The 23,901-nt window shown below is 46.2% G+C and carries 20 protein-coding genes; 8 read left to right on the top strand and 12 right to left on the bottom strand.

Annotation, left to right across the window (positions count from 1 at the left end; translation table 11 throughout):
* Nucleotides 1-75: 75 nt before the first annotated feature.
* From ACZ2XM_RS06760 to nspC, 4 genes are all read right to left on the bottom strand, one after another.
* Nucleotides 76-615, bottom strand: a complete 540-nt coding sequence (locus tag ACZ2XM_RS06760; RefSeq protein WP_490587638.1) for a hypothetical protein — start codon at nt 613-615, stop codon at nt 76-78.
* 196 nt (nt 616-811) lie between these two features.
* On the bottom strand, nt 812-1,060 hold the full coding sequence (locus tag ACZ2XM_RS06755) for a DUF2164 domain-containing protein (RefSeq protein WP_490587637.1): 249 nt from the start codon (nt 1,058-1,060) through the stop codon (nt 812-814).
* A 195-nt stretch (nt 1,061-1,255) separates the two neighbouring features.
* The gene (locus ACZ2XM_RS06750; RefSeq protein ID WP_490587636.1) at nt 1,256-2,530 is read right to left on the bottom strand and encodes a saccharopine dehydrogenase family protein; all 1,275 of its coding nucleotides are present in this window, start codon (nt 2,528-2,530) and stop codon (nt 1,256-1,258) included.
* 332 nt (nt 2,531-2,862) lie between these two features.
* Nucleotides 2,863-4,038 (bottom strand): carboxynorspermidine decarboxylase, encoded by a 1,176-nt coding sequence (gene nspC / locus ACZ2XM_RS06745; RefSeq protein ID WP_490587635.1) that lies wholly within the window; start codon nt 4,036-4,038, stop codon nt 2,863-2,865.
* Between the two features lie 334 nt (nt 4,039-4,372).
* Here nspC and ACZ2XM_RS06740 point away from each other — a divergent pair, with 334 nt between their 5' ends.
* The 3 genes from ACZ2XM_RS06740 (at nt 4,373) to ACZ2XM_RS06730 (ending at nt 7,607) form a co-directional block, all read left to right on the top strand.
* Entirely contained in the window at nt 4,373-5,017 is a 645-nt protein-coding gene (locus ACZ2XM_RS06740) for a DUF924 family protein (RefSeq protein WP_490587634.1), read from the top strand.
* A 65-nt stretch (nt 5,018-5,082) separates the two neighbouring features.
* The gene (locus ACZ2XM_RS06735; protein WP_490587633.1) at nt 5,083-6,273 is read left to right on the top strand and encodes an alanine racemase; all 1,191 of its coding nucleotides are present in this window, start codon (nt 5,083-5,085) and stop codon (nt 6,271-6,273) included.
* Nucleotides 6,261-7,607, top strand: coding sequence for a D-arabinono-1,4-lactone oxidase (locus ACZ2XM_RS06730; protein WP_490587632.1), 1,347 nt, complete (start codon nt 6,261-6,263; stop codon nt 7,605-7,607). Before ACZ2XM_RS06735 ends, ACZ2XM_RS06730 begins: the two co-directional genes overlap by 13 nt.
* A gap of 92 nt (nt 7,608-7,699) precedes the next feature.
* On the opposite strand, the gene rnhB is transcribed toward ACZ2XM_RS06730, so the two are convergent.
* Together rnhB and lpxB are read right to left on the bottom strand one after the other, a co-directional pair.
* On the bottom strand, nt 7,700-8,599 hold the full coding sequence (gene rnhB, locus ACZ2XM_RS06725; RefSeq protein WP_490587631.1) for a ribonuclease HII: 900 nt from the start codon (nt 8,597-8,599) through the stop codon (nt 7,700-7,702).
* A 104-nt stretch (nt 8,600-8,703) separates the two neighbouring features.
* Nucleotides 8,704-9,960 (bottom strand): lipid-A-disaccharide synthase, encoded by a 1,257-nt coding sequence (lpxB, locus tag ACZ2XM_RS06720; RefSeq protein WP_490587630.1) that lies wholly within the window; start codon nt 9,958-9,960, stop codon nt 8,704-8,706.
* Nucleotides 9,961-10,256: 296 nt separating this feature from the next.
* Here lpxB and ACZ2XM_RS06715 point away from each other — a divergent pair, with 296 nt between their 5' ends.
* On the top strand, nt 10,257-11,339 hold the full coding sequence (locus tag ACZ2XM_RS06715; protein WP_490587629.1) for a 3-deoxy-7-phosphoheptulonate synthase: 1,083 nt from the start codon (nt 10,257-10,259) through the stop codon (nt 11,337-11,339).
* Between the two features lie 82 nt (nt 11,340-11,421).
* Here the strand turns inward: ACZ2XM_RS06715 and pepN are convergent, their stop codons facing one another.
* The gene (gene pepN / locus ACZ2XM_RS06710) at nt 11,422-14,031 is read right to left on the bottom strand and encodes an aminopeptidase N (RefSeq protein ID WP_490587858.1); all 2,610 of its coding nucleotides are present in this window, start codon (nt 14,029-14,031) and stop codon (nt 11,422-11,424) included.
* A gap of 455 nt (nt 14,032-14,486) precedes the next feature.
* Between pepN and ACZ2XM_RS06705 the strand changes: the two genes are divergently transcribed.
* The 3 genes from ACZ2XM_RS06705 to ACZ2XM_RS06695 all read left to right on the top strand — a co-directional run bounded on the left by ACZ2XM_RS06705 (nt 14,487) and on the right by ACZ2XM_RS06695 (nt 16,844).
* Nucleotides 14,487-15,104 (top strand): DUF6231 family protein, encoded by a 618-nt coding sequence (locus ACZ2XM_RS06705; protein WP_490587628.1) that lies wholly within the window; start codon nt 14,487-14,489, stop codon nt 15,102-15,104.
* Between the two features lie 315 nt (nt 15,105-15,419).
* Nucleotides 15,420-15,971 carry a peptidoglycan-associated lipoprotein Pal gene (pal, locus tag ACZ2XM_RS06700; protein ID WP_490587627.1) on the top strand — a complete coding sequence of 184 codons (552 nt, stop codon included), beginning with the start codon at nt 15,420-15,422 and terminating at the stop codon, nt 15,969-15,971.
* 180 nt (nt 15,972-16,151) lie between these two features.
* Nucleotides 16,152-16,844 carry a 4'-phosphopantetheinyl transferase family protein gene (locus ACZ2XM_RS06695; protein ID WP_490587626.1) on the top strand — a complete coding sequence of 231 codons (693 nt, stop codon included), beginning with the start codon at nt 16,152-16,154 and terminating at the stop codon, nt 16,842-16,844.
* A 161-nt stretch (nt 16,845-17,005) separates the two neighbouring features.
* On the opposite strand, the gene ACZ2XM_RS06690 is transcribed toward ACZ2XM_RS06695, so the two are convergent.
* Nucleotides 17,006-17,866, bottom strand: a complete 861-nt coding sequence (locus ACZ2XM_RS06690) for a hypothetical protein (RefSeq protein ID WP_490587625.1) — start codon at nt 17,864-17,866, stop codon at nt 17,006-17,008.
* Between the two features lie 454 nt (nt 17,867-18,320).
* Here ACZ2XM_RS06690 and ACZ2XM_RS06685 point away from each other — a divergent pair, with 454 nt between their 5' ends.
* Nucleotides 18,321-19,082, top strand: coding sequence for an IclR family transcriptional regulator (locus ACZ2XM_RS06685; RefSeq protein WP_490587624.1), 762 nt, complete (start codon nt 18,321-18,323; stop codon nt 19,080-19,082).
* 187 nt (nt 19,083-19,269) lie between these two features.
* Here the strand turns inward: ACZ2XM_RS06685 and mmsB are convergent, their stop codons facing one another.
* From mmsB to ACZ2XM_RS06665, 4 genes are all read right to left on the bottom strand, one after another.
* Nucleotides 19,270-20,211 carry a 3-hydroxyisobutyrate dehydrogenase gene (gene mmsB / locus ACZ2XM_RS06680; RefSeq protein ID WP_490587623.1) on the bottom strand — a complete coding sequence of 314 codons (942 nt, stop codon included), beginning with the start codon at nt 20,209-20,211 and terminating at the stop codon, nt 19,270-19,272.
* A 233-nt stretch (nt 20,212-20,444) separates the two neighbouring features.
* The gene (locus tag ACZ2XM_RS06675; protein WP_490587622.1) at nt 20,445-21,704 is read right to left on the bottom strand and encodes an enoyl-CoA hydratase/isomerase family protein; all 1,260 of its coding nucleotides are present in this window, start codon (nt 21,702-21,704) and stop codon (nt 20,445-20,447) included.
* A 49-nt stretch (nt 21,705-21,753) separates the two neighbouring features.
* Complete coding sequence (locus tag ACZ2XM_RS06670) at nt 21,754-22,536, bottom strand: enoyl-CoA hydratase (protein WP_490587621.1); 783 nt, start codon at nt 22,534-22,536, stop codon at nt 21,754-21,756.
* Nucleotides 22,537-22,655: 119 nt separating this feature from the next.
* The gene (locus ACZ2XM_RS06665; RefSeq protein ID WP_490587620.1) at nt 22,656-23,828 is read right to left on the bottom strand and encodes an acyl-CoA dehydrogenase family protein; all 1,173 of its coding nucleotides are present in this window, start codon (nt 23,826-23,828) and stop codon (nt 22,656-22,658) included.
* Nucleotides 23,829-23,901 lie beyond the last annotated feature (73 nt).

Raw genomic sequence — 23,901 nt, 5'->3', positions numbered from 1 at the left:
ATATGCGGTTAGAGAAAATTGTTAGCAATGGCGGGTTGAGCGAATTGATAAGTTTAAGAGCTGATAATCGACTCGTTATACAGAGCGCGATTCACGTAATGTACTGCCCCTATATACAGAGCTTTCTGTTATTTCCGGTAGCTTAATATAGCTAAAACTCTCGCATATCTCTTTACTTATATCGAATTGAGCGATTGGATTGTTTTTTGCATCAGAATAGATAAAGTGAATGCTAATGCCTAAGGCAAACATCTTTACTATTTTCGGGTCTTGGCAAGCTTGGTGGGTGATGTCGTTTCTAACAGCCTGAGTCCACTCCACCACATTTAACTTATCAATGTCAGCATTTACTAAAGTGTAATAATATTGCACCTCTAAACCAGAAACCTCCACCTTCTCAAGCCTTGTAGCGCCATCTACCATGATGGGCAGCCTCTTATTCATATCCGTTACCATCTCTGTTATATAGATGGCTAATTCATCATCTTTATTGACTTTTTTGTTTACCGTATTGCCAATACCTTTGACGGCTGCAAGTGTTACTAAAACTACTAAAATTATCAGCACCACCCCGATGATTTGTTTTGCTGTATTTTTCTTTGATGTGCTGCTCATTATTTTTCTCTGGTTTATTATATTTTTTACTTAGATGGTGGGTTATCAAGCCACCCTACGGTCCTATTAAAAAAATAACGGGAATTGAAGTTATAGCTATTATTTAAAAAAGTTCGTAGCGTGTGGTTAGCGAAGCGTAACCCACGGAATTGATGAAAACAATCTAAAATAAACCTCCTAATCTATTACTCCAAACTCAATTTTTCTTAAAAGCATGCATGTCTTCTAGAATACCAGTAAAGCGGTCGTACAACCACGGTTCCATATCCTCTATGACCTGATTGTATATCGTCGGCCCTATGGTCTCGATGATAAAGTCTAGCAGGAACTTGGCGGGTAAATTGCCGATATCCACATCAAACTCTTCGCTCATATAACTTCGTAAACTGTCCAACACAATATCTTCGTCTTCCTTTGATAAATCGATTAACTTTTCCTTACTCATGGTAAATCCTTACTTTACTCGGGGATTGGTCTAGCAAAAAATATAACTCACTCCATCATAATGCTTTAAAAAATAATAGGTTAATCAGTAACAACTCTTCATAAAATTGACGCAAAAAAGCCCGACTATGATAGCCGGGCTCTTGTTAATCTACTTTGCTAAATCATCACTTACTAAGCCAATTGCCTATAAGTCTTAAATATCAAACTCTAAAGGACGGTCGCCATCTGCATCTTTAATACGCGTTGGCAGGCCAATCTTGTTCAATAAGTTAATAAACGGGCGCGCGTCCAATTCTTCGACGTTAACCATCTTGCCAGCATCCCATTCGCCAGTAGCGATTAGCATAGCCGCAGCAACTGGTGGCACGCCAGCCGTGTAAGATATACCTTGGCTGCCCACCTCGTTATAAGCGTCTTTATGGTCAGAAACGTTATAGATGAAGACTTCAGCATCTTCGCCATTTATCTTACCTTTCACTTGGTCGCCGATACAGGTCTTGCCCGTATAGTTTGGCGCCAGTGAGCTTGGGTCTGGAAGGACCGCTTTCACAACTTTCAATGGCACTACTTCTAAGCCTTCAGCAGTTGTGACCGGTTGCTCAGACAGTAAGCCTAAGTTCTGTAGGACAGTGAAGACGTTGATATAGTGCTCACCAAAGCCCATCCAAAAGCGGATGTTTGGCACATCTAAGTTGGCGGATAATGAGTGAATCTCATCGTGACCCGATAAGTAGCTGTTCTGCTCACCAACAACAGGTAAATCGTCAGTACGCTTCACTTCAAACATCTTATTAGACTGCCACTGGCTGTTCTGCCAAGAGTAGACCGTACCAGTAAATTCGCGGAAGTTAATCTCAGGATCAAAGTTAGTCGCGAAGTATTTGCCATGGCTACCCGCGTTGATGTCGATAATATCGATATCCGTCACGCTGCCTTTATCCATCATGTCATAGCCCAGACGCGCGTAGGCATTGACCATACCGGGATCGAAGCCCGCGCCTAAGATAGCAGTGATGTTATTGTCGGCACAGCGCTGTTTGCGTTTCCACTCGTAGTTGGCGTACCACGGTGGCGTTTCACAAATCTTGCGTGGGTCTTCATGAATGGCCGTATCGATATAAGCGACGCCCGCCTCTATACAAGCTTCAAGAACGGTCATATTGATGAAAGCTGAGCCTACGTTTAGGACGATTTGTACGCCGGTATCACGGATAAGCTGAGCTACTGCTGCGGTATCCATCGCATCCACTTCATGCGTGTGTAGGGTGGCGGCTTGTTTAAAGCTGCCCTTCTCTACGACACTAGCGGCGATTTCATCACACTTAGACTTGGTACGCGAGGCGATATGGAGCTCACCTAACACGTCATTGTTCATGGCACATTTATGCGCGACGACTTGCGCTACGCCGCCGGCGCCAAGGATAAGAACGTTACGTTTTGGGGTTTTAGCTGGGTTGGTGGTGTTCAACAGGTGAATCCTCCTTTGTGTGCCGTAAGGTTAGGTGTGGCACGGGTTAGTGATGTACGTGAATTAAAAAGGAAGACCAGAGGAAAACCCACGTACCCGAATTGTGCTGTAATTTTTGTGCTATATATCTTGTTGTGTGGCTCTTGTTCTATAACCAGTGATAAAAACTTTTAGAACTGCTATTTATATTAGGCGCTTAGCTCACTATTACAAGGCAGCTTAACCAAATAAGCCCATAGTACGTTAAATCAATTGCACTCAATAACGCTTATAACGCTTATAACGCTTATAACGGCTAAGCTACCTAGAATAATAAAAGATTAACAGGCTGCTTACGACAAGCTGGCTTTAAATTCTTCGTAACCAAAGGTCTTTTGTACCTGCAGTACCCCGTCATCATCGCAAATCACGATGGCGGGCATAGCGACTCCATTAAACCAGTTCTTTTTGACCATGGTATAACCAGCAGCATTACCAAAGGAGACTCGGTCGCCCGTCTTTAAAGGTTGCTCGAGCTGGTATTCACCAAAGATATCACCGGCTAAGCAAGATTTACCGCAGATGATGGTGTTTTGTTGGTCCACATCGCTATCCGCTGCAACGGCCGTCAGTTGAAAAGCCTCACCGTTAATCTCAACTACCGGCGCAGTCTCACGATAAATCAATAAATCAAGCATATGCGCTTCGATTGAGGAGTCGACTACCGCTAAAGGTTTGCCATTATGGAGCGTATCTAGCACCGTCGTGACCAATTTGGCGGCCCCATGAATACAAGCTTCGCCAGGTTCTAAATAGACTTGCACACTGTACTTCTCGCTAAAGGCTTTAAGTCTGGCGGCAAGCTGCTCTAACGGATAATCCGGCGCAATAAAATGAATACCGCCACCCAAGCTCACCCACTCAAGCTGATGGAATATCTCTCCAAATTTGGTTTCGATATCATCCAGACTAGCGCTAAAGGCGGCAAAACTGTTATTTTCACAGTTGTTATGAATCATAACGCCTGTGATATCGCCCAATACTTCGCTCACTTTGCTAATATCGTGTTCACCCAAACGGCTAAAGGGACGCGCAGGATCCGCTATCAAAAATGAGGAATTACTGGTTTGCGGATTTAGACGTAGCCCAACCGGGACATTTTGCGCTTGCGCTTTGGCTTTAAAAGCGTTTAACTGATTGAATGAATTAAAGATTATTTTATCAGCGTATTGGAGTACTTCGTCAATTTCAGCTTGAGAGTAAGCGACACTATAAGCATGCGTTTCTTTATCATGACCATTGCCAAAGGTCTCTTTACCCAAGCGCACTTCATTGAGTGACGAAGAGGTCGTACCATGTAAATACGGGCTCATAAAATCAAACACGCCCCAAGTCGCAAAGCATTTTAGCGCGAGTAAGGCCTTGGCACCCGACAATTCGCATAGGCGCTGTACGATGCTTAAATTATGGCGTAGTGCGGGCACATCGATTTGATAATAAGGCGTATTTAGGTCGGTAGCTGTTGTCATGGTTAGAGCCTTTGGCAAGTCGTCGTCTTTAGCGGGCCACTATACAGGTCGATAATAGTAGCTTGGACTATAAGAGCGATGTAAGGTCAAAAAATCGCGGCAATTATAATAGGTTATGGCGTAGAACCCAATATTAAATCTCAGTATTTAACACATTAATTGGCCCTACTTAAATGAGCCGTAATATTTGCTGAGAAATAATGGGTTACCGGTCGCCATCTTACCTAATATAAGCAGCGTATACCAATGGAAGTCTTAGATTTTTGTGAGTAACGGGTAATACTGCAACCAAACTGTATTTATTAAAATATTGTATTAATAATAAGGAAGTTATATGACAACTGTGAGTAATGAGCTGTTAATAAAGACCCACCCAGATGCAGTGGCAGTACTGGATTTTTGGTTTGCAGAGGCGCATCAGCCTTACTGGTTTGCCAAGGATGAGGCGTTTGATGAAGCGATTGCTGAGCAATTCTTTGCCAATTGGCAACAAGCGTCGTTAGGAGAATGTGCGCATTGGCGCGAAGATGTATACGCTGAGCAAGATACTAAAGAAGCTAATAGCCCTGCTACAACCCCTCGCTTGCTCGGTAATCTCGCCGGTCGGCTAGCCGAGATTATTGTCCTAGACCAATTCTCTCGCAACCTCTTTCGTGAGCAGCCACAGGCTTTCACGCAAGATACGCTAGCCTTGGTATTGGCGCAAGAAGCGGTCAAACACCCTGACTATGCCCAACTGCCCGCCTCTTGGCAACCGTTCGTTATTATGCCCTTTATGCACTCTGAATCCACGCATATCCATGATATGGGTCTGCCCTATTTTAAAGCGTTGCGGGATGGCAACACTTTAGAGTTTGAATATAAGCATCGAGAAATTCTCGATCGCTTTGGTCGCTACCCCCACCGTAATGCGGCTTTGGGTCGCGATAGTACTCCTGAAGAAATTGAGTTTTTGCAGCAGCCTGACAGTTCTTTTTAGGAGCTTGGTTGTTTCTTTCGCATGATGTTTGTTTAAATATTGGTTCTTATAAATAAGGAAGCAAAATGGATTTTGCCCAGATGGACTTTCAAAACATTACCCCACCCTATGCCCCCTCTGCGTGGCTAGACTTAGACGCTCTAGATGCCAACATTCAGCGCGTTAATGCCATGACGCAAGCCGTGAATCTACGCATTGCCACTAAGTCAGTACGCTCTCTTGAGATACTTAAATATATCGAAGCGCAGACCCCGAATTTTATAGGCTTAATGAGCTTTTCTGCTAGCGAGTCTGTCTACCTGCTTGAGCAAGGCTTTGATAACATTCTGTGCGCTTACCCCAGCTTTGATCGCAACGCTATCGCCAAGACCATTCCTTTTGTCCAAAATGGCGCGACGATGGTTTGGATGGTGGATAGTCTCGAGCACTGGCAAGTCTTAGAAGATATCGGACGCGCTCACGATACCGAACTCTCTCTATGTCTCGATATTAATATGTCGATGCCGCTGCCTAAGCTGTATTTTGGCACTAAACGCTCAGCCTTATTTAAGGTAAGCGATGTGAAAAAACTGCTGAAACAAACGAAGAAATTTACCCATGCAAAAGTTACCGCAATGATGGGTTATGAAGCGCAAATTGCGGGTTTACCTGAAACCTTACCGGATAAAGCCCTACTTGCTCCTGCCATTCGTACCCTAAAATCGCTTTCAAAAAAACAAGTCAGTACTCGCCGGCCCAAAGTCGCTGACTGGTTAAAAAAACAAGGCTATGACTTAAATATCATCAATGGTGGTGGTAGCGGCAGTATGGCCTTTACCTGCGCCCAGCCTGAAGTGACCGAGATTACTGTAGGGTCGGCGTATTATTATCCGGCATTATTTAGCCATATGGACAGTATGCAGGACTTCTCGCCAGCAGCAGGGTTTGTGTTACCCGTTACGCGCCAACCTGAGCCCAATGTAATTACCTGTCACGGTGGCGGTTTTATCGCTTCTGGCTCTCTGGGAGCGGATAAATTGCCGCAAGTGCTTTATCCCGATAACCTAGCTATGCTAAAAGATGAAGGCTTCGGTGAAGTACAAACGCCAATGCAAATCACAGGTAAACAGACCGTGGCTATCGGCGATTATGTCTGGTGTCGTCATGCCAAGGCGGGCGAACTTTGCGAGCATTTTAATGAGCTCATTACCTACCGTGATAATAAAGCTTGCGGCACTATGCTAACTTACCGAGGAGCGGGCCAATGTTTTCATTAAGCGAATGGCAAGGTAATACCCAGTGGCAGAATTGGACCGGCTATGTCACCGCCATCCCTGAGCAGAAACTGGCACCGGACTCTATTGAAGCGCTGCAAGCTATCGTCAAGACGGCAGTGCAAGAGAATAAACGGGTACGGGTCACAGGAGCCGCCCACTCTTTTAGTGGTTGTGCGCGACCGGAAGAGATAGCAGTGACATTGCACCATCTGCGCGGTATTGATGCAGTCGATAAAGGAGCAAAAGAAGTCACCGTCTTTGCCGGCACTTACCTGCATGAGATAGGCGAAATGCTACGCGAGCATGGCTTTGCGCTAGAGAATATGGGCGATATCCAAAATCAAACCATTGCAGGCTCTATTAGTACGGGCACGCATGGTACGGGCATTACCCTCGGCTCGGTATCAAGCCAAGTGGTTGCTTGGGAATGGGTCGATGGTACAGGGACGCTACGCAGTCATCGCCGTGCTAAAGAACCTACGCATGATGATCTATCGCAAGCGCTGCATATTAGCATGGGCATGCTGGGTATTTTCACCCGTCTGACGCTGAAGGTGGTGGACATATTTGGGCTGCGTGAGGAAAGCGCAGTCTATAGCTTTGACGAAGGGTTGGCGCAGTTTCATCAAGCCACGCAGGCACACCGTCATATGGAGTGGTTCTTATTCCCAGGTACCAATAAGCTACAACAGAAAACCCTCACCATGATTCCACCGCAGCCCATGAGTGGCTGGCAGAAGTTTAAAGATGGTATCGAAAGCAAGGTGGTGTTAAATGGGGCCTTCTACCTAATCTCCGAGGTCGCTCGAAAGAACCCTAAATATACTCGTCAAGTCAGTCAACTCTCGTCGAATAATATCCCTAATACGGTTCGCGAAGGCTATAGTTATGAGGTCTTTCCCAAACCGCGGGGCGTAGTCTTTAATGAGTCAGAGTACTTTATTAAAATGAGCGATTTTGAGCGTTGTATTACTGAGATAAATGATGCTTTATTAGAAGATACCAAAGGCTCGCATTTCCCTATCGAGGTCCGTTCGCATAAAGCGGAAAGGGGGTTTCTTAGCCCGACACAAGGGCAAGACAGCATTGCCCTCTCCTTTCATGTCTATAAGGGTATCGATAGCGAGCCGTTTTTTAATTGGGTAAAAACCACGATGGCAAAATGGCAGGGACGACCGCATTGGGGCAAGGTGAATAAATTGAGCCGTGACGAGATAGCTGCGCTGTACCCAGACTTACCAAAGTTTCTGGCATTGCGTGAGCGCTACGACCCGCACAATGTGTTTATGAATACTTGGTTGGATGAGAAGTTTTTGGGAAAAACAGCTCTTTAAAAAGGGTTGATAGAATAAATAGGTCTAAAATTATCTACCATTTTATTAAAGATTGCTCCCTTCCTTTCTTAAAGGAAGGGTTGGGGATGGATTCAACCTTCCAAAGCCCGTCGAACAGGCCCAAAACTACGGCGATGAGCCGGCAAAACCCCATGCTCAGCAATAGCCGCTAAATGCGCTTTAGTAGGGTAGCCTTTATGCTGCTCAATACCAAACTGTGGATACCGCTTCGCCATTTCATACATACCCAAATCTCTGCCTACTTTAGCCAACACACTGGCGGCGGCAATACTGGTATGGCGACCGTCGCCTTTCACCCAAGCTTGCAAATCAATCTGCTTACGATGCAGACCTAGTTCTGCAAACCGAGCAAAATCAAACTCAGGGCAACGATTGCCATCGAACAATAACTCGACTTTCAGTCTAGCGGCATCCAATAAATTGCCATTCTCCCCGGCCCCTTGCACGCCTGCCCTTTGCACCTCAAACACCACACTTTGCAGCAATTGCTCGGTACAAAGCTGCATGCCTAGCATGGTCGCTTGCAAAATATTGACCTGGTCAATCACTATAGCCGGTACTTCCGCCACCACATAACCTAATGCTTGCTGCTGGATTAACGGATACAGTAAGTCGCGTTTGTTTTCACTAAGCTTTTTGGAGTCGGTTAAGATGGCCAATGCTGTGTCCTGCAAAGGTTGGTCTTCGATTTCACCAGACCAAGCGCTAGGCAAGATAGCCGCTGCTACCACCACATCGCCCAACAGGGGCCCCCGCCCCGCTTCATCCACCCCGATTTGCAGCACTATATCAGCTGACTCTGTGTGACCAGTCGCTAGCTTATTGATATCGCTAAGCAATTCGGCGACATTTAACGAGCCGGTTAATCGGATGGGCGCTTCAAGGTTGACATATTGGCCTTTAACAACCACTTGCTGAACGTCTTGTAGGATGGACTGCGGATTAGCGGACACAGGGGAGCTAGTAGTCATAACAATATCTTTTGGGTTAATGGGTCGTGAGTTAATGAGTAAGTAGGCAGTCAAATAAGAATAAAAAAGGAACTTCTGACCAACCGAGTGCCTTTTTCATAAAACTAACGATGCTGCTGGGCAAGCCAATATTCAATGACCGTATGAGCAGGCTGTTGATTACTTTGCGCTTGCATATCAGTTTTAGTAGCAATGAGAGCCTCCTGCTGCGCTTTATACGCCCGCACTTGCAGCAATTGGGTCACGGTACGGCAGATACTCTCAGCCGTCGCTTGCTCTTGAATCAGCTCGGGGACGATTTCTTCACCCGCTAAGATATTAGGCAAGGACACATAAGGGACTTTTAGCATACGGCTGACCACTTTATAAGTGAGCTTATTCATCTGATAAATCACTACCATAGGCCGCTCAAGCAGCATGGCTTCTAAAGTCGCTGTGCCGGATGCAAGTAGAATAATGTCAGAGGCTGCCATCGCTTGCTGACTGAAATTAGGTTGATCTTGGTCATACACTACCGTGACCGCCTCACGCAGCTGCGGCGAATGTTGATCAATCAGGTCTTGCACGATATATTGATGGTTTTGATCGACAGTAGGTACGATAAAGCATAGTTTTGCATCGACCAATAGCAGCTTTTCCATACCCTCTAACATCAACGGCAAAATAGCGTTAATCTCGCCCCGTCGCGAGCCTGGCATCACACAGATAAGCTGACTGACCTCGTCATAACGCTCAATAAAGTACTGCTGCAGGCCGTTATTGTGCCAAACCAAAGCACTGCGCAACTCTAGGGTTGGGGTGTCATGCAGCTCGGCAGGGATTGTATGCAATAGCGGATGCCCCACACAAATAGCCGGATGATTGTGTTTCTTATATACCGGTAGCTCAAAGGGGAATAAGCACAAGACTAAATCGGTGGCCTCTTTAATCCCCTTAATACGCGATTCGCGCCATGCCCAGATAGAGGGGCTGACATACTGCACACAGAATATGCCCTTAGGCTTGAGCTTTTTAGCGACCCTTAGGTTAAAATCTGGCGCATCTATGCCAATAAATAAGTCTATATTAGACTTTCTAAATGCCGTTAATAACTCACGGCGGGCTTTTAATAAGTCAGGCAACTGCGACATAACCTCGACCAGACCCATCACCGCCAGACGCTCTAAAGGAAAGATACTCTGCAGCCCTTGCGCTTGCATCTTGGCACCACCAACCCCTACCCACACGATATCTGCCACCAAATTATTCATCTGTGCCATGAAATCGGCACCGAGGCTATCCCCTGACACTTCGCCGGCTACGATACCGATGACTAAGGGCTCAGTACGAGTATTTACGGTAATAGGGGTAGAATGTGTCATAAGCCTCTCATCTATAACAATTAAAATTTACTCAATAGCTTTTTTAGTTAGAGTATTGGTTTTTTTGAATCTAGTTATTAGTTCTTTGTAATCTTACCGTAGCATAGCCCCGCTATCATCTAGGCCCAATTTGGCATAAAGTCAAATCAGTACTGGGCTTGCAAAGATTGAAGTATAACAAATTTTTCGTTTTCACATTCCTTATATGAGTCAATAAACTCAGGAGTGCCCTTGTCATCTGTGCATTTAGGCAGCATAATAAATGATTCCATTTAATAGCTAGTAGAATGACGATCATGATGACACCAGCCACTAACAACGCAGATATTGATGACGTGAATATTGAAGAATTTATCCCATTAGTCACGCCCGCTGAACTGAAGACTGAGCTCCCCTTATCGGAGGCCGCCTATAATACCGTGTTGCATGGCCGTACCACTATCCAAAACATCTTGGATGGCAAAGACAAGCGCTTATTTATTGTCATTGGTCCTTGCTCTATCCACGATGTGGAGGCCGCCCACGAATATGCGGACCGTTTAGCGACTTTGGCCAAAGAAATCGACGACACTATCTTTGTCGTCATGCGCGTGTATTTTGAAAAGCCACGTACGACCGTGGGTTGGAAAGGCTTAATCAACGATCCGGACATGAATGACAGTTTTGATATTCAAAAAGGTCTGCGGATGGCGCGTAAGCTACTACTAGACCTAAATGAAAAAGGCTTGCCGTGTGCTACTGAAGCGCTAGATCCGAATACGCCGCAGTACATGCAAGATTTGATCAGCTGGTCTGCTATCGGCGCGCGTACTACAGAAAGCCAAACTCACCGTGAGATGAGCTCGGGCCTATCTTGCCCAGTAGGCTTTAAAAACGGTACGGATGGCGGTATGACAGTCGCTGTGAATGCTATGCAGGCCGTAAAAGCAGGTCATAGCTTCTTAGGGCTATCTGCGGATGGCAAAGTGTCTATCATCAAGTCTAAGGGCAACCCATACGCGCACGTAGTGTTACGTGGTGGCTCTGATGGTCCTAACTATGACGAAACGGCGGTAGCTCAAGCTGAGAATGAATTGGCGAAAGGCAAAACCAGCGGCAAGATTATGATTGATACCAGCCATGCCAACTCGGGTAAAGACCCTTACTTACAGCCTATGGTCATTAAAAATGTCGCTGAGCAAATCAGAAACGGCAATAAGTCTATTATCGGCTTAATGATTGAAAGTCATCTAAAAGGGGGCAGTCAGAGTCTAACGGCAAACCTTGATGACTTAGAGTACGGCAAATCGATTACAGACGGTTGCTTAGACTGGGAAAGCACAGTCGCTGCCCTACATAACCTACGTGACGAAATTAAAGACGTGATTGCCAATCGTTAATAGGGTTAGACCCTAGCCCAAACTTTTAAAACTAAAAAGCCCATCATATCGATGGGCTTTTTATTGTCCTAACTTCTAGATACTAACCTTCCGCACTTAACACGTTGCCTAGGCTCTCTAATACATGCTTAGAGGTGGCTTTATCACGCAGGGTGAGCAGTTGCTCATGCGCTATCGCTTTACGCTCAGGCACTAGCGTATACCAACGTGCTAGCACTTGCAGTAAACGCGAGGCCAATACAGGGTTGGGCTTATCTAACTTTGCCACGACATTCGTATACAGTTGCAGACCTTCAGTCGTCCACAATACTTCAGGCTGAGCGGCAAAGGCACCGATGACCGCACGCACACGGTTCGGCGTGCCCCAATCGAAGTCTGCATGGTCCAGTAGCGCCGCCACCTCAGCAACCGTCACCTCTTCTGCTGAAGCTTGCACACTGAACCATAAGTCGATAACCAAGTCTTCGTCATTAAAACGCTGATAGAAATCCGCCAAAGTATTGGCTGCCTCTGGATGGTTATGATTGACCAACGCTTTGAGCGCACCCAAACGTTCGGTCATGCAGCTAGCGTGAGTATACTGGTGCACTGCCCAATCCTGGGCTTCCACAATATCTGCCGTTAGTGCCATATCTAAAATGACGTTTCTCAAAGCACGCTGGCCACGGGCAGTCGGTGAATCCACAAACTCCGTAAGCGGTAGCGCTTGGTACCACTCACTCCACTGCGCTTGTAAATGAGTCGCCACTTGTTGATATAGCCCTTCGCGTTTTTGCTTCATCACTGTAGGATCATAATCCTGGCTGATAGCTGTCGCCAGTTCACGCTGTGATGGGATATCAAACAGACGCGCGGCTAGCATAGGGTCGTCAGCAATCAAGGTCGGCAAAGTGGCTGATAACGCTTCCAGATAACGCTCTGCGGGCTTATCCTGTAGCAAGATTTTATTCACCAATACTTGCGTCGCCTGCCAACGGTTAAAGCCATTGGTCTCATGCGTCATTAAGAACGCTAAATCATCATCGCTATAATCAAACTGCAACTGTACGGGCGCACTAAAGTCTCGTAGTAATGAGATAACTGGCGCTTCCCCATTACCCGTCGCAATATTTTCAAAGATATAGCTCTGCTCTGCCGAATCTAATAACAACATCCGCTCTGCGATAATCGCGCCACTGTCGCGATCAAACAGCGCGGTCGCTACGGGAATAGGCAGCGGCTTGGGCGCATCAAAGCCGGCAACGTGGCGAGTAGACTGCCCTAACGTAATGGTTAAGGTTTGCGCTGCACTATCATAATCATAGCTGCCAGAGACCACAGGCGTGCCTGGCTGACGATACCACGCTAGGAAAGGCTCAACGCTGATATCAGTGACACTCATGGCGGACAAGAAGTCCTCTACCGTCACAGCTTGGCCATCATAACGGCGGAAATACTCGTCGCTACCTTGACGGAAGCGCTCTGCGCCCAAGGTATTGGCAATCATACGAACGATTTCTGCGCCCTTCTCGTATATCGTGGTGGTATAGAAGTTATTAATCTCAGCAAAGCTCTCTGGACGCACGGGATGCGCTAGCGGCCCCGCATCTTCACTAAACTGATGCGCCCGTAGCATGGAGACATCGTCAATACGTTGCACTGCGGCGGACTGCTGATCGGCAGAAAAAGACTGATCGCGGAAGACCGTGAAGCCTTCTTTTAAGCACAATTGGAACCAATCACGGCAAGTAATTCGGTTGCCAGTCCAGTTATGGAAGTATTCATGGGCGATGACGGCTTTCACATTAAAGCTGCGCTCATCGGTGGTGGTATCTGGGCTAGACAGCACACAGGACGTATTAAAGATATTTAGCCCCTTATTCTCCATCGCCCCCATATTGAACTGGCTGACCGCAACAATCATATAACGGTCTAAATCGTAGGCACGGCCATAATTGTCTTCATCCCATTGCATAGCATCTTTTAGCGCTTGCATGCCCACGTGACATTTATCAATATCGCTGGTTTTTGCATAGAGCTCGAGCAACACTTCACGACCTTCAGAGGTCGTATAATGATCGGTCAGCACATCAAGATCGGCGATTACACAGGCGAATAAATAGCTGGGCTTATTGGTCGGGTCTTCCCAGATCGCATAGTGGCGGTTCGTCTCGCCGGCTACTTCACCGCTCTCCACCAAGTTACCGTTACCTAGCAAGGTCGGAAAACGCTTATCCGCTTCTAGACGCGTAGTAAAAGTCGCTAGCACATCGGGACGGTCAGGGTAAAAAGTGATTTTACGGAAACCTTCTGGCTCACATTGGGTGACGAACATCGTCTCCGCACCCTCACCCGCAATATATAAACCCTCTAGCGCTGTATTCGTATGCGGCAGAATCTTGACTTGCGTCTGTAGAGTAACGGCATCAGGCGTGTCGTGGATAGTGAGATGCTCGGCATCCAAATCATAAGCACTGCTAGTTAATGGCTCACCATTGACGCTAATCGCCAATAGCTCCATATCCTGACCGTGTAATGTCAAGGCGCCAGCAGCTTGGCGGGTCATTTGCAACGTACTGGCCACAATGGCATGGTCGTCGAATAACTTAATATCCAAATACACGGTATCAACGTCATAGCTTGGCGGCTGATAATCTTTTAAGAATATCTTAGTCGGAGGCGTGGCCGGATTGGTTGGCGGCACATCTGCCATGTTGGCGTCGATGATGGGGGTATCGTTAATGGCCTCAGACATAAGCGGGATCCTTTATTAGGTAATGGCAGCAGTATTTATAAATACATTATTAGTAAAACAGTAGTAATGAAATAGGGCTAAGCAAAAAAATGATGAAAACAGTAAAAATAGAAATACAGTAGGTAATAGGCACGCAAGCTAGTGCTGTAAACAATAGGGCCTAAATAACGGCCTAAATTTAGAAAAGGCCACACAGACGCTAGGCGAAAAAAGGTCGGTCTGCTAAAGTACATTTGTGGCGTAAACTTATGCCAGCATGCTAACTTTAAGCCTTATTTTAGCTATTATAAATATTTAATCAGGGTCGCTATAATAAGCTTATACCCCCTATAATAGTTGGCGCAACTGCGTAAATTTCAAGGGGTCTGCCCACAAAATTCGCTACCAACGCTCTTATTTGGAATCTGTACTTTATGACCACCTCTCAAGATAACGCCACTACGCCTGCCTCTCCAAGCTTATTAGTACAGTTTGAGCATTATATCGACGGCTTATTGTTAGACACTAAGGCGCCGAGTACTCAAGGGACCACTACCGCATCAATCGACGCTCAGGCAGCAGCAAAACGTAAAGTATTATGGGTCACCGAAAGTGCAGATTACGCCCAGGCGCAGACTGAGCTTAAAGATCAAGACGTAGAGCTGATTAATATAGACATGCTCAGCCAATCGCCCCCAACAGAGCGTTACGAGCTGATTTGCTTCTGGTTGCCCTCTCTCAGGGATGCCGAATTTAAAACTTATCTAGCAACATTGATGCACAGCCGCGACCTCTATGCCGAGTATACGCTTATCGTGTTAGCCGATTCGATAGACTTAGTCGCTTATGGCTTTGTACATCTGGACGGCTCACCGCTCGATGCGGTTAGCACCACTACGGATCAACCTAAGACAGCCAACGCTGCTACTCAAGGCCAGCTACACCAGCTCAGGGCTTGGCAGTTCAATCTATTTGACTATAAGCCACGACCACATTGGCTCAACGCACATTATTGGGCCAACCCAGAAAACTGGGGAAAATACCGGTGGTAAAGCGCACTTATTTTTGATTAATTTATTGCTAATATTTTAGTCAGAGAGTGCTGAAATCGTCTGAGTAAACAAAGATATAAAGACTGCTCAGGTATGTTAAAACGATGATTGTTGGTGAAAAAGCTTGTAAAGCAAAGCCAACTTTGTCATCATTTACAGTAATGCTACTTACATAACGTAACATTAGATTTACTATGCTTATCATTGCAGTACGGCGACAATTAATAATGATATTACGTCGTAATTGCTACCCATTTTATTGGACCCATATTGCAACAACAACGCGCTTCCTCACCGGAAGTTTAGGAGCTTTATATGTTATCTGCCTTGTCATCTATCCGCCAAACCTCTAAGCAAGCTACTAAAGTAGCCGCCTTTGCTGTGCTAGCCAGCTCTGTAGTATTCGCTACTGGTTGTGCTAATAAGCGCACAGGTACTTCAGAAGTCGTCGTCGCCCCGCTAGGTATCCCAGGTGGCCAAGGCCTATACACGGGTGGTGCTATCGTTAGCAACTCAGGCGCTATCATAGATGCTGCACAAAACATCCAAGCGACTGTCTATTTTGACTTCGATCGCAGCGATATCAGCAGCGAAGCCGCCGCTGTTCTGAACCAGCATGCTGCCCTATTAGCCAGCAACCCTTCTGCTAGCGTGCTAGTAGCGGGTCACACTGATGAGCGTGGCAGCCGTGAATATAACATGGCTCTAGGCGAGCGTCGTGCCCAAGCTGTGCGTACTTACCTTGCGTCTCAAGGCGTGACTGGTGGTAACGTGCAAGTAATCAGCTATGGCGAAGAGCGTCCTATCGCTACGGGTAACAACGAACAGTCTTATCAGCAAAACCGTCGCGCTGAATTGTCTTACTAAGTTAGACCTTTAGTTTAAACCAGTAAGGTTAAACTAGCGCATAAACCCCAGTTAAGGTATTAATATCTAACTGGGGTTTTTTTATGCTGAGTAGCCGTCGTCAATGGCTATACATACCTGCTCTACCCTATTTGCAACACTCCTTTCACTCTTACATTTTATAAGATAGTAATAGTCATTATGCCAACTGCTGCGTTCGCCCAACCTACCTTAATTAACCCTAGCTTCGTGCAATTAGACGCAGAGTGCTGGTGTGGTATTGCGCAGGTCTTAGTGGCAGAGTCACCAGCCACTAATAAGACGCCGTTAGCCGCTCAAAGACTGGCAGTCAGAGCATTATGCCAACAGCTCTTAATGCAGATAAACCGGGTTGATGAGATTGATGAGAGTCAGTTTCCCTATCACTTAAAACAGCATGGCGACTATCTATGTTTCACCCATTCGCACGATTATGTCGCAGTAGTCTTAAACGCTAGCCGGCCTTGTGGTATTGATCTCGAATTAAGTGAAGTGCGTTGGCAGACGGTGCAGCGTTTTTATCATTCAGACGAGTTAGCGCTGTTAGAGGGTATTGCGCCCGATTTAAGACAAGTACTTTGCCGGTATCTATGGCAAATTAAAGAGTGTATCGTCAAAATCGAGCAAGGCCAGTTAATTCCAACGCTTGGCCGATCCTTAGCAGCTTATATCCCTGAGCTGCTTACTATCCTGACACCTTATAGCTCTCAAACGGCCTACCCTATTCCTATGACAGAGGCATCATTAATTGGAGAAAACCATAGCTGCATCAAGCTCTCACTGCCAATGCATGTAGATAATAGCGATTACTATATTTATCTCTCACCATACTCCCGACTTGTCAGTGTATCTTAAACCTGTTATTAATAAGCCGCTTGCTAGAACATACTCTGCTAACAGCCTATCCTTGCAAAGCTTTATAGACAGCAATTAGAGACAAAAGTTATAGACGAAAAAAAACGCCCCGAAGGACGTTTTTTTATGACTACTAGCAGTGCTTAATATATTAGCAATGCTTAGAAGCGGTAAGTAGCACCAACTTTAACGATTGGTAACCACTCTAGGTAATCTTTTGATTCAAGTTCTTGCTGAGCTTTCTTAGCAACGTCATTGGCAGTAGTGATACCATCTTCAGAAGTCACAAGGCTATTACCTTTTTCTGCATTAACTGTAGCACTAGTCTTACCTAGATATGCAGCACCAATCTCGCCGAATACACCCCAATGGTTATTGATGTTTGGACGGAAGCCGATAGTACCATAAGGAGCTAGTTTGTTGCGATGATCGACAGAACCTGTTAATGCACCAACTTCAGCTGCATCATACTCAACGCCGTCAACTTTATAAACAGCGTTAGTATCGCCAGTAGGGTTAGCAGTTACATCGATGCTGTTGTCAGGAACGATGATACCAGCGCCCATAGTGAACCAGTTGCCTGCAGGACGTAATTGTACACCCATGTATGGGTTGCTGAAATCTGAATCAACTTCGTAGTTTACGTCGTTTGCGTCAAAGTCGCCGCCAAATAGGTCAGCTACGTCGCCACCAGCCCAACCGGCTTGTAGTTCAGTTTTGTCGTTAAGGCCCCAAGCGATGTTTGCGCCATAACCTAAAGTACCTACTTCAGCGCTTACAGCTGCTGGATGAGTTACAGTGTCAAACAAAGTGCGAGTAGTACCAACAACAGCACCAGTAGTGTTGCGGATAAGACCAGCGTCAGCATCATATTGATAGCCAGTCGCTACAGGTTGAGCTACAACTACAGGTTGAGCAACCATTACGTCGTCAGCATCAACAAGCACTACAGGTTCAGCAGCCATAGCAGCAGTAGAGGCGGCAACAGCAACAGCGATAGCAGATAATTTAATAAGTTTCATATACTTCTCCAAAAAATAAACAGGCCCTAAAATGATTAACAAGCTCTCAGCTTCAGAACATTAATTAGACATAATCAATCATTTTGTTGGGCAGATTAAAACAATTTTTGACACAAATGTCACCCCCTTAACCCATAGAGTTTATTTGCCATTGTGTAACCATTACGTATATCTTGTAATAAAACAGCGACAGTTCGCAAACTTGTAACTTCGTGTTACATTATGGTTTACGTTACTAACATAACTGCGTCAGATTATCGGCTTATTTTACGCGTTACCTGTTTGAGATTTAGAATGGTGTTAGAAAGAAAACAAGCTTATCAACAGCTGTATGAATGAAGAATAATCTATTGTTGCTGACAATCTCTCTTGTCCTTCTCATTATTGTATAATGGTGTCATTGGTGTTAATCCGTTATATTATTTCGCAATTTATCAAGTATTGAGTCCTAATCATGCCAAAAGTCTCTTCGATCACTCGAGTTCTGCAAATTATTGAAGCGGTCTCCTATGCTCCTAAGCCGTTGACTCCGCTTGAGTTGGCCCAGCAATTGGAAATCCCTAAACCGACCATTCACAGACTGATTCAACAGCTGGTGGATGAAGGCTTTGTGGCTGTGGATATCACAGGTGGTATTATCGCTGGTAAACGGGTGCGTAACCTCAGTGTCGAGCTCTGGCAACAGCGGCAGTTTTCTACTGAGCGCCAAGTCATTTTGCAAAAGCTCGTCCATGACATTAAAGAGACTTGTGGTATTGGTGTGCCGCATGATATGGATATGGTCTACAGTAATCGCGCTCAGACTGAGTTACCGCTACAGATATACCTACCCATCGGCGCCAAGTCTCCCATGTGGTGTACGGCCACAGGTAAGCTCTATCTGAGCCAATTGTCCCCACGCAGTCGTAGCAAAATGCTTAATAACTTACCCTTAGTTAAATTTACCAAAAATACTATTATCGATATTGATAAGCTAAACATCGAGCTTGATAAGATTGCAGAAACTGGCATTGGTATTGATAACGAAGAGTTTATTTCTGAAATGGTAGCCGTCTCTGTCCCTATTACCGATAAAAAGGGACGCTACTTGGCCTCGCTATACGTGCATGCGCCTACGGTACGAGTCTCCCTTGATGATTTATTAGCTTATGTGCCACGTCTACAAGAAGCCGCTGCAGACATTCAAGCCTTGGTATACGACCTGCAAAGTGAGTAACGCTGACTTACCGGTTTAAGACAATCTAGGTCTGCCTTGTGTCTTTACCTTTATGACCGGCAATAAAAAAGCACTCGATTGAGTGCTTTTTTTGCTTTAGATAGGGTAGAAATACAGCATTTGCCGACCCTGCTAATAGGCTTAAAATTAACGCTTATATGGTATAGGGTTTAACAGCGCATTGACGCTATGATTTAACATCAGCTAGCAAATCAGGAGCGTAATGGCCAATGATGCTGGAGAAATCTTGTTCTGCATAATTTTCTACATGGCCATCGTACAACTCAGTAGCTTGGCTGCCCATCGGCACCTCTACTCCTGTATCTGCCGCAGTTTGTAGCGCTAGGTGCAAATCTTTATGCATGTGCGCGCTCATAAAGCCCCCAGCGTAGCCTTTGCTAGCCGGCACGCTCTCTATGACATTAGGATAAGGGTTATAGACCTCGAGCGTCCAGTTGCGCCCTGAGCTTTGTAGCATGATGTCAGACAGCACGGCTGGGTCTAAGCCATTTTTGACCCCTAGGTTGAGCGCTTCCGCCGTACCACTCATCAAGATACCAAGCAGCATGTTATTACAGATTTTGGCAACCTGTCCTGCGCCGTGATCGCCGGCATGAAAAATATTTTTGCCCATAACCGCTAAAATAGGCTTCGCACGCTCAAATACCTCAGCATCTCCACCCACGATAAAGGTTAAGGTACCCGCCGCGGCTCCTGCCGTACCACCAGAGACTGGCGCATCTAAAAACGCCACGCCATGCTCACTAGCGGCTTGCGCTACTACTCTAGCATCAGCGGCAGCAATAGTACTGCTATCAATCACTAAAGTACCTTTAGGTAGGGCGGCTAATAGCCCCTTATCGTCGCCACCATCGCCTAAATACACACTTTTCACATGCTTGCCAGCCGGTAGCATAGTGATGACTACTTCAGCCTGCTCAGCAGCCTGTAATGGCGATGTGGCCGTTTTAGCACCGGCTTCACTAAGGGTGGCTAAAGCGGTGTCTGATAAATCAAATACGGTCACGTCAAAACCATGTTTAAGTAAGTTTTTAGCCATGGGAGCGCCCATGTTACCGAGTCCGATAAAGGCTATTTTAGACGGTGTTGTGCTAGCGTTGTTGGTCATCTCATCACTCCTTGATGAAGGGGGTTAAGGCCTTCGCAAACCACGAATGCCTATAAATTAACAATTGAAAATACCGATAAATAAAAATACTGGTCAATAAAAATAGATCTGGCGCTAAAAAATGTCGTAGTGAGGCCAGGCTTAGTGGATAACCCTAAGCCTAGAACTTACTGCTAAAAAGTATTAAAAGAGGGCTTAACCTGTTACTTAAAGAGAACTTATCACTTAAAGAGTTAGCGTACGGCTTGGACAGCGAAAGCTTGCTCGGTTAGCCAGTTGGCAAAAGGATGCTCACCCACCGCATAAGGGGAGTCAAAGTGGCTATTGATATAGTCTTGACCCTCTGGGGTGAGACACTCTGCTAAGGTCTTTGACCACTGGGGATTTTTGTCTTTATCAATTAACAATGCCCGCACCCCTTCCCTAAAGTCTGGATTGTTAGCACAGTTAGCGGCAATATTGGTCTCAAGATAGAGGATTTGCTCTAGCGATAAGTCGCCTACTCGCTGATAGATTTCATAGGTTAAAGCTGCAGTAGCCGGACAGCCATTACGATACGTGGCCACCGCTCTTTGCGTCCAAGTTTCAGCCGCAAAGTTGGCATCAATAGCTGCAAGTTTTTCGTCATCTTGTAAGATAGCGTCGATATCCGCTAGCCCACCACTGGTCATCAGCGCTTGGATAGGCTGCCAGTATTCGAGCAGCTTGCTAGGTTTTAGCGATAGCTGCGCTTTTTGCGATTGCGATAAGGTAGCCAACGCGCGACTGGTCGTCGCTTCTAAATGACGTTGGGTCGCTATAGCCTCTCCCTGCTCTGAGCGCCAATCTGCAGTCGTCAAAGCGGAGATGACAGCCTGATAGCCATCACTAGCCACGGCATATTCCGCTAAATTTACTAGCAAAGCATCCGCACCATTACATTGCGCGCCTGTTAATCCGAGGAACAAACCAATCTTGGCCGGCATCCGTTGCAGGAACCAACTGCCCGTCGCATCTGGGAACAAGCCAATGGTAATCTCCGGCATAGCAAAGCGCGTGGTGTCGGTGATGACCCGATGACTACAGCCCGCCATCAGACCCATACCGCCGCCCATGACGATACCATTGCCCCATAAAATCAGCGGCTTGGTATAAAAATGCATCTGGCGGTATAAGTCATACTCATTACCAAAAAATGCGGTGGCATAAGGATTGGGGGTGCTCGGGTCATGATCCGCCATACTGTCATACAGTTTACGGATATCCCCACCTGCACAGAATGCCTTTTCGCCGGCACCACGCAGCAGGATAGCGACCACATGGTCATCATTTTGCCACTGGCTTAACTGCTCACTCATACGCTGGCACATATCAATGCTCAGTGCGTTTAAGGAGGCTGGCGAGTTGAGGGTCATCTCACCAATGACATGCCCACAGTCGGTAGGATAAGTTTGAAATAATACCGACGGCGCGTCCTCTGCCATATTCGTCTTAGCTTGTGCATCATCTGTCATGGTTTTACTCATTATTCGCTTACCCTATTGGCTATATGAATGGACTGTCTTATTTGTTTTGCCAAGTAGGCTTACGCTTTTCTAAGAAAGCTTGCACGCCCTCTTGCTGATCTGCCGTATCAAATAACTTAACGAAAGCTTCTCGCTCACAAATCAGGTTTTGCATAGGTGGATTTTGTCTAGCTGCTTGAATTAAGCCTTTAGAATAGCTGACTGCAACAGGCGACTGCTTCGCGACTTTCTGTGCAAGTGCTTGCCCAGCTGCTAGACCAGCGCCTTTTTCAGTGACTTCTTCAACCAAACCAATCCGCAAGGCGGTCTCGGCATCGACGCGCTCACCACATAAAATCATGCGTTTTGCCCAACCTTCACCGACCATCCAAGGTAGGTTTTGTGTGCCACCTGCACAAGGCAATAGACCCACGCTAGCTTCTGGTAAAGCCATCACAGCGTGCGCTTCGGCAATACGAATGTCACAAGCTAAAGCGCACTCTAATCCGCCGCCCATCGCATAGCCATTAATCACAGCGATACTAACACCGCGGTATTTCGATAAAGCTTCAAACGCTTCGCCAAACGCAATCGCCATAGTGATCGCGTTGCCCTTTTCTCCATCGGCAAAAGTATTTAAATCAGCACCGGCGGAAAAGAATTTCTCGCCTTCACCATGAATCACTAGCGAATACACAGAGGTGTTATTATTCAAATCCGCTACTAATTTTTTCAGCGCGTTTAAGCTGTCTAACGTCCAAGTATGGGCCGGCGGGTTATTTAAAGTTAGCGTCGCTACCGAACCATCGATAGTTAAATTCATATTGGTATAGTCAGTCATGACAAATCCTTTTGTGCAAAATTTTCTATTTTATTTATAAGCTACTTTGGTATGCAATGCAGTCTTGATAATAGAGCTTAGGCTATTAATGCCTAAACTCTATTAAAACGTTTATCTACCTAGCGTAACGATAACAAAGCATCGTCTTGCGCCATCGCCTTAGAGACAATGACCCGCATGATTTCGTTCGTGCCTTCTAAGATTTGATGGACCCGCAAATCGCGGACATGACGCTCAAGTGGATATTCATTTAGGTAACCGTAGCCCCCATGCAACTGTAGCGCTTGGTTCGCCACTTCAAAGCTTAAATCCGTGGAGATACGTTTGGCCATAGCACAGTACGCAGTCGCTTGAGGATCGCCTTTATCGACTTTATTCGCAGCTAAATATAACATTTGGCGGGCAGCAATCGTCTGGGTCAACATATCGGCAAGCTTAAACTGTACCGATTGTAGCTCACCGATAGGCTGGCCAAATTGACGGCGTTCTTGCACGTAATTGCTGGCAGTCTCTAGCGCCGCTTGCGCAGTACCTACCGCACAGATGCCGATATTAATACGACCACCATTTAGACCTTTCATGGCAAAGCGGAAGCCATGCCCTTCTTCACCCAATAGATTGGCTGCAGGTACTTTGACGTCTTTAAAATGAATGCTGCGCGTTGGTTGCGCTTTCCAGCCCATTTTTATCTCGTCTTTACCAAAGCTAATGCCCTCACTGTGGGCATCCACGACGATAGCTGAGACGCCTTTAGGGCCTGGGCCACCAGTACGCGCCATCACCACCAACACATCGGTTGCGCCTGCACCGGAGATAAAGGCCTTCTCGCCATTCAATAGATAGTAGCTGTCCTCACCGTCACCGTGTTTGACCGCTTTCGTGGTCAGTGAAGCGGCATCAGAGCCGGCGTTAGGCTCAGTCAAGCAATAGCTCGATAACCATTCGCCCGTCATCATTTTGGGCAGAAAGCGCTCACAAACGTCTGCGCTACCAAACTCGCCAATCATCCACGACACCATATTGTGGATACTAATATACGCAGCTACTGAGGTATCGCCCCAAGCCAACTCTTCAAACACAATGGCTGAGTCCAATCGCGGTAAGCCTAGGCCACCGAAATCAGGATTGGTATAAAGGCCTAAAAAGCCCAACTCGCCCGTGCGTTTGATGACATCGACCGGAAAGTGCCCTTGGCGATCCCACTCAGCAGCATGCGGCTTAAGCTCATTCAGGGCGAACTGGCGTGCGGCTTGCTGATAAGCGAGCTGGTCCTCATTTAAGCTAAAATCCATTTTATTACCCTTAAATTAGTGTGCGACTGCCCCACTACTGATTATCTGTGCGTACGATTTATACTGCCTCAGA

The sequence above is a fragment of the Psychrobacter sp. CoH-33_TS_01 genome (assembly GCF_058189395.1).
Note: the sequence above shows the minus strand (reverse complement) of the source record. Positions and strands in the feature narration are given on the sequence as shown.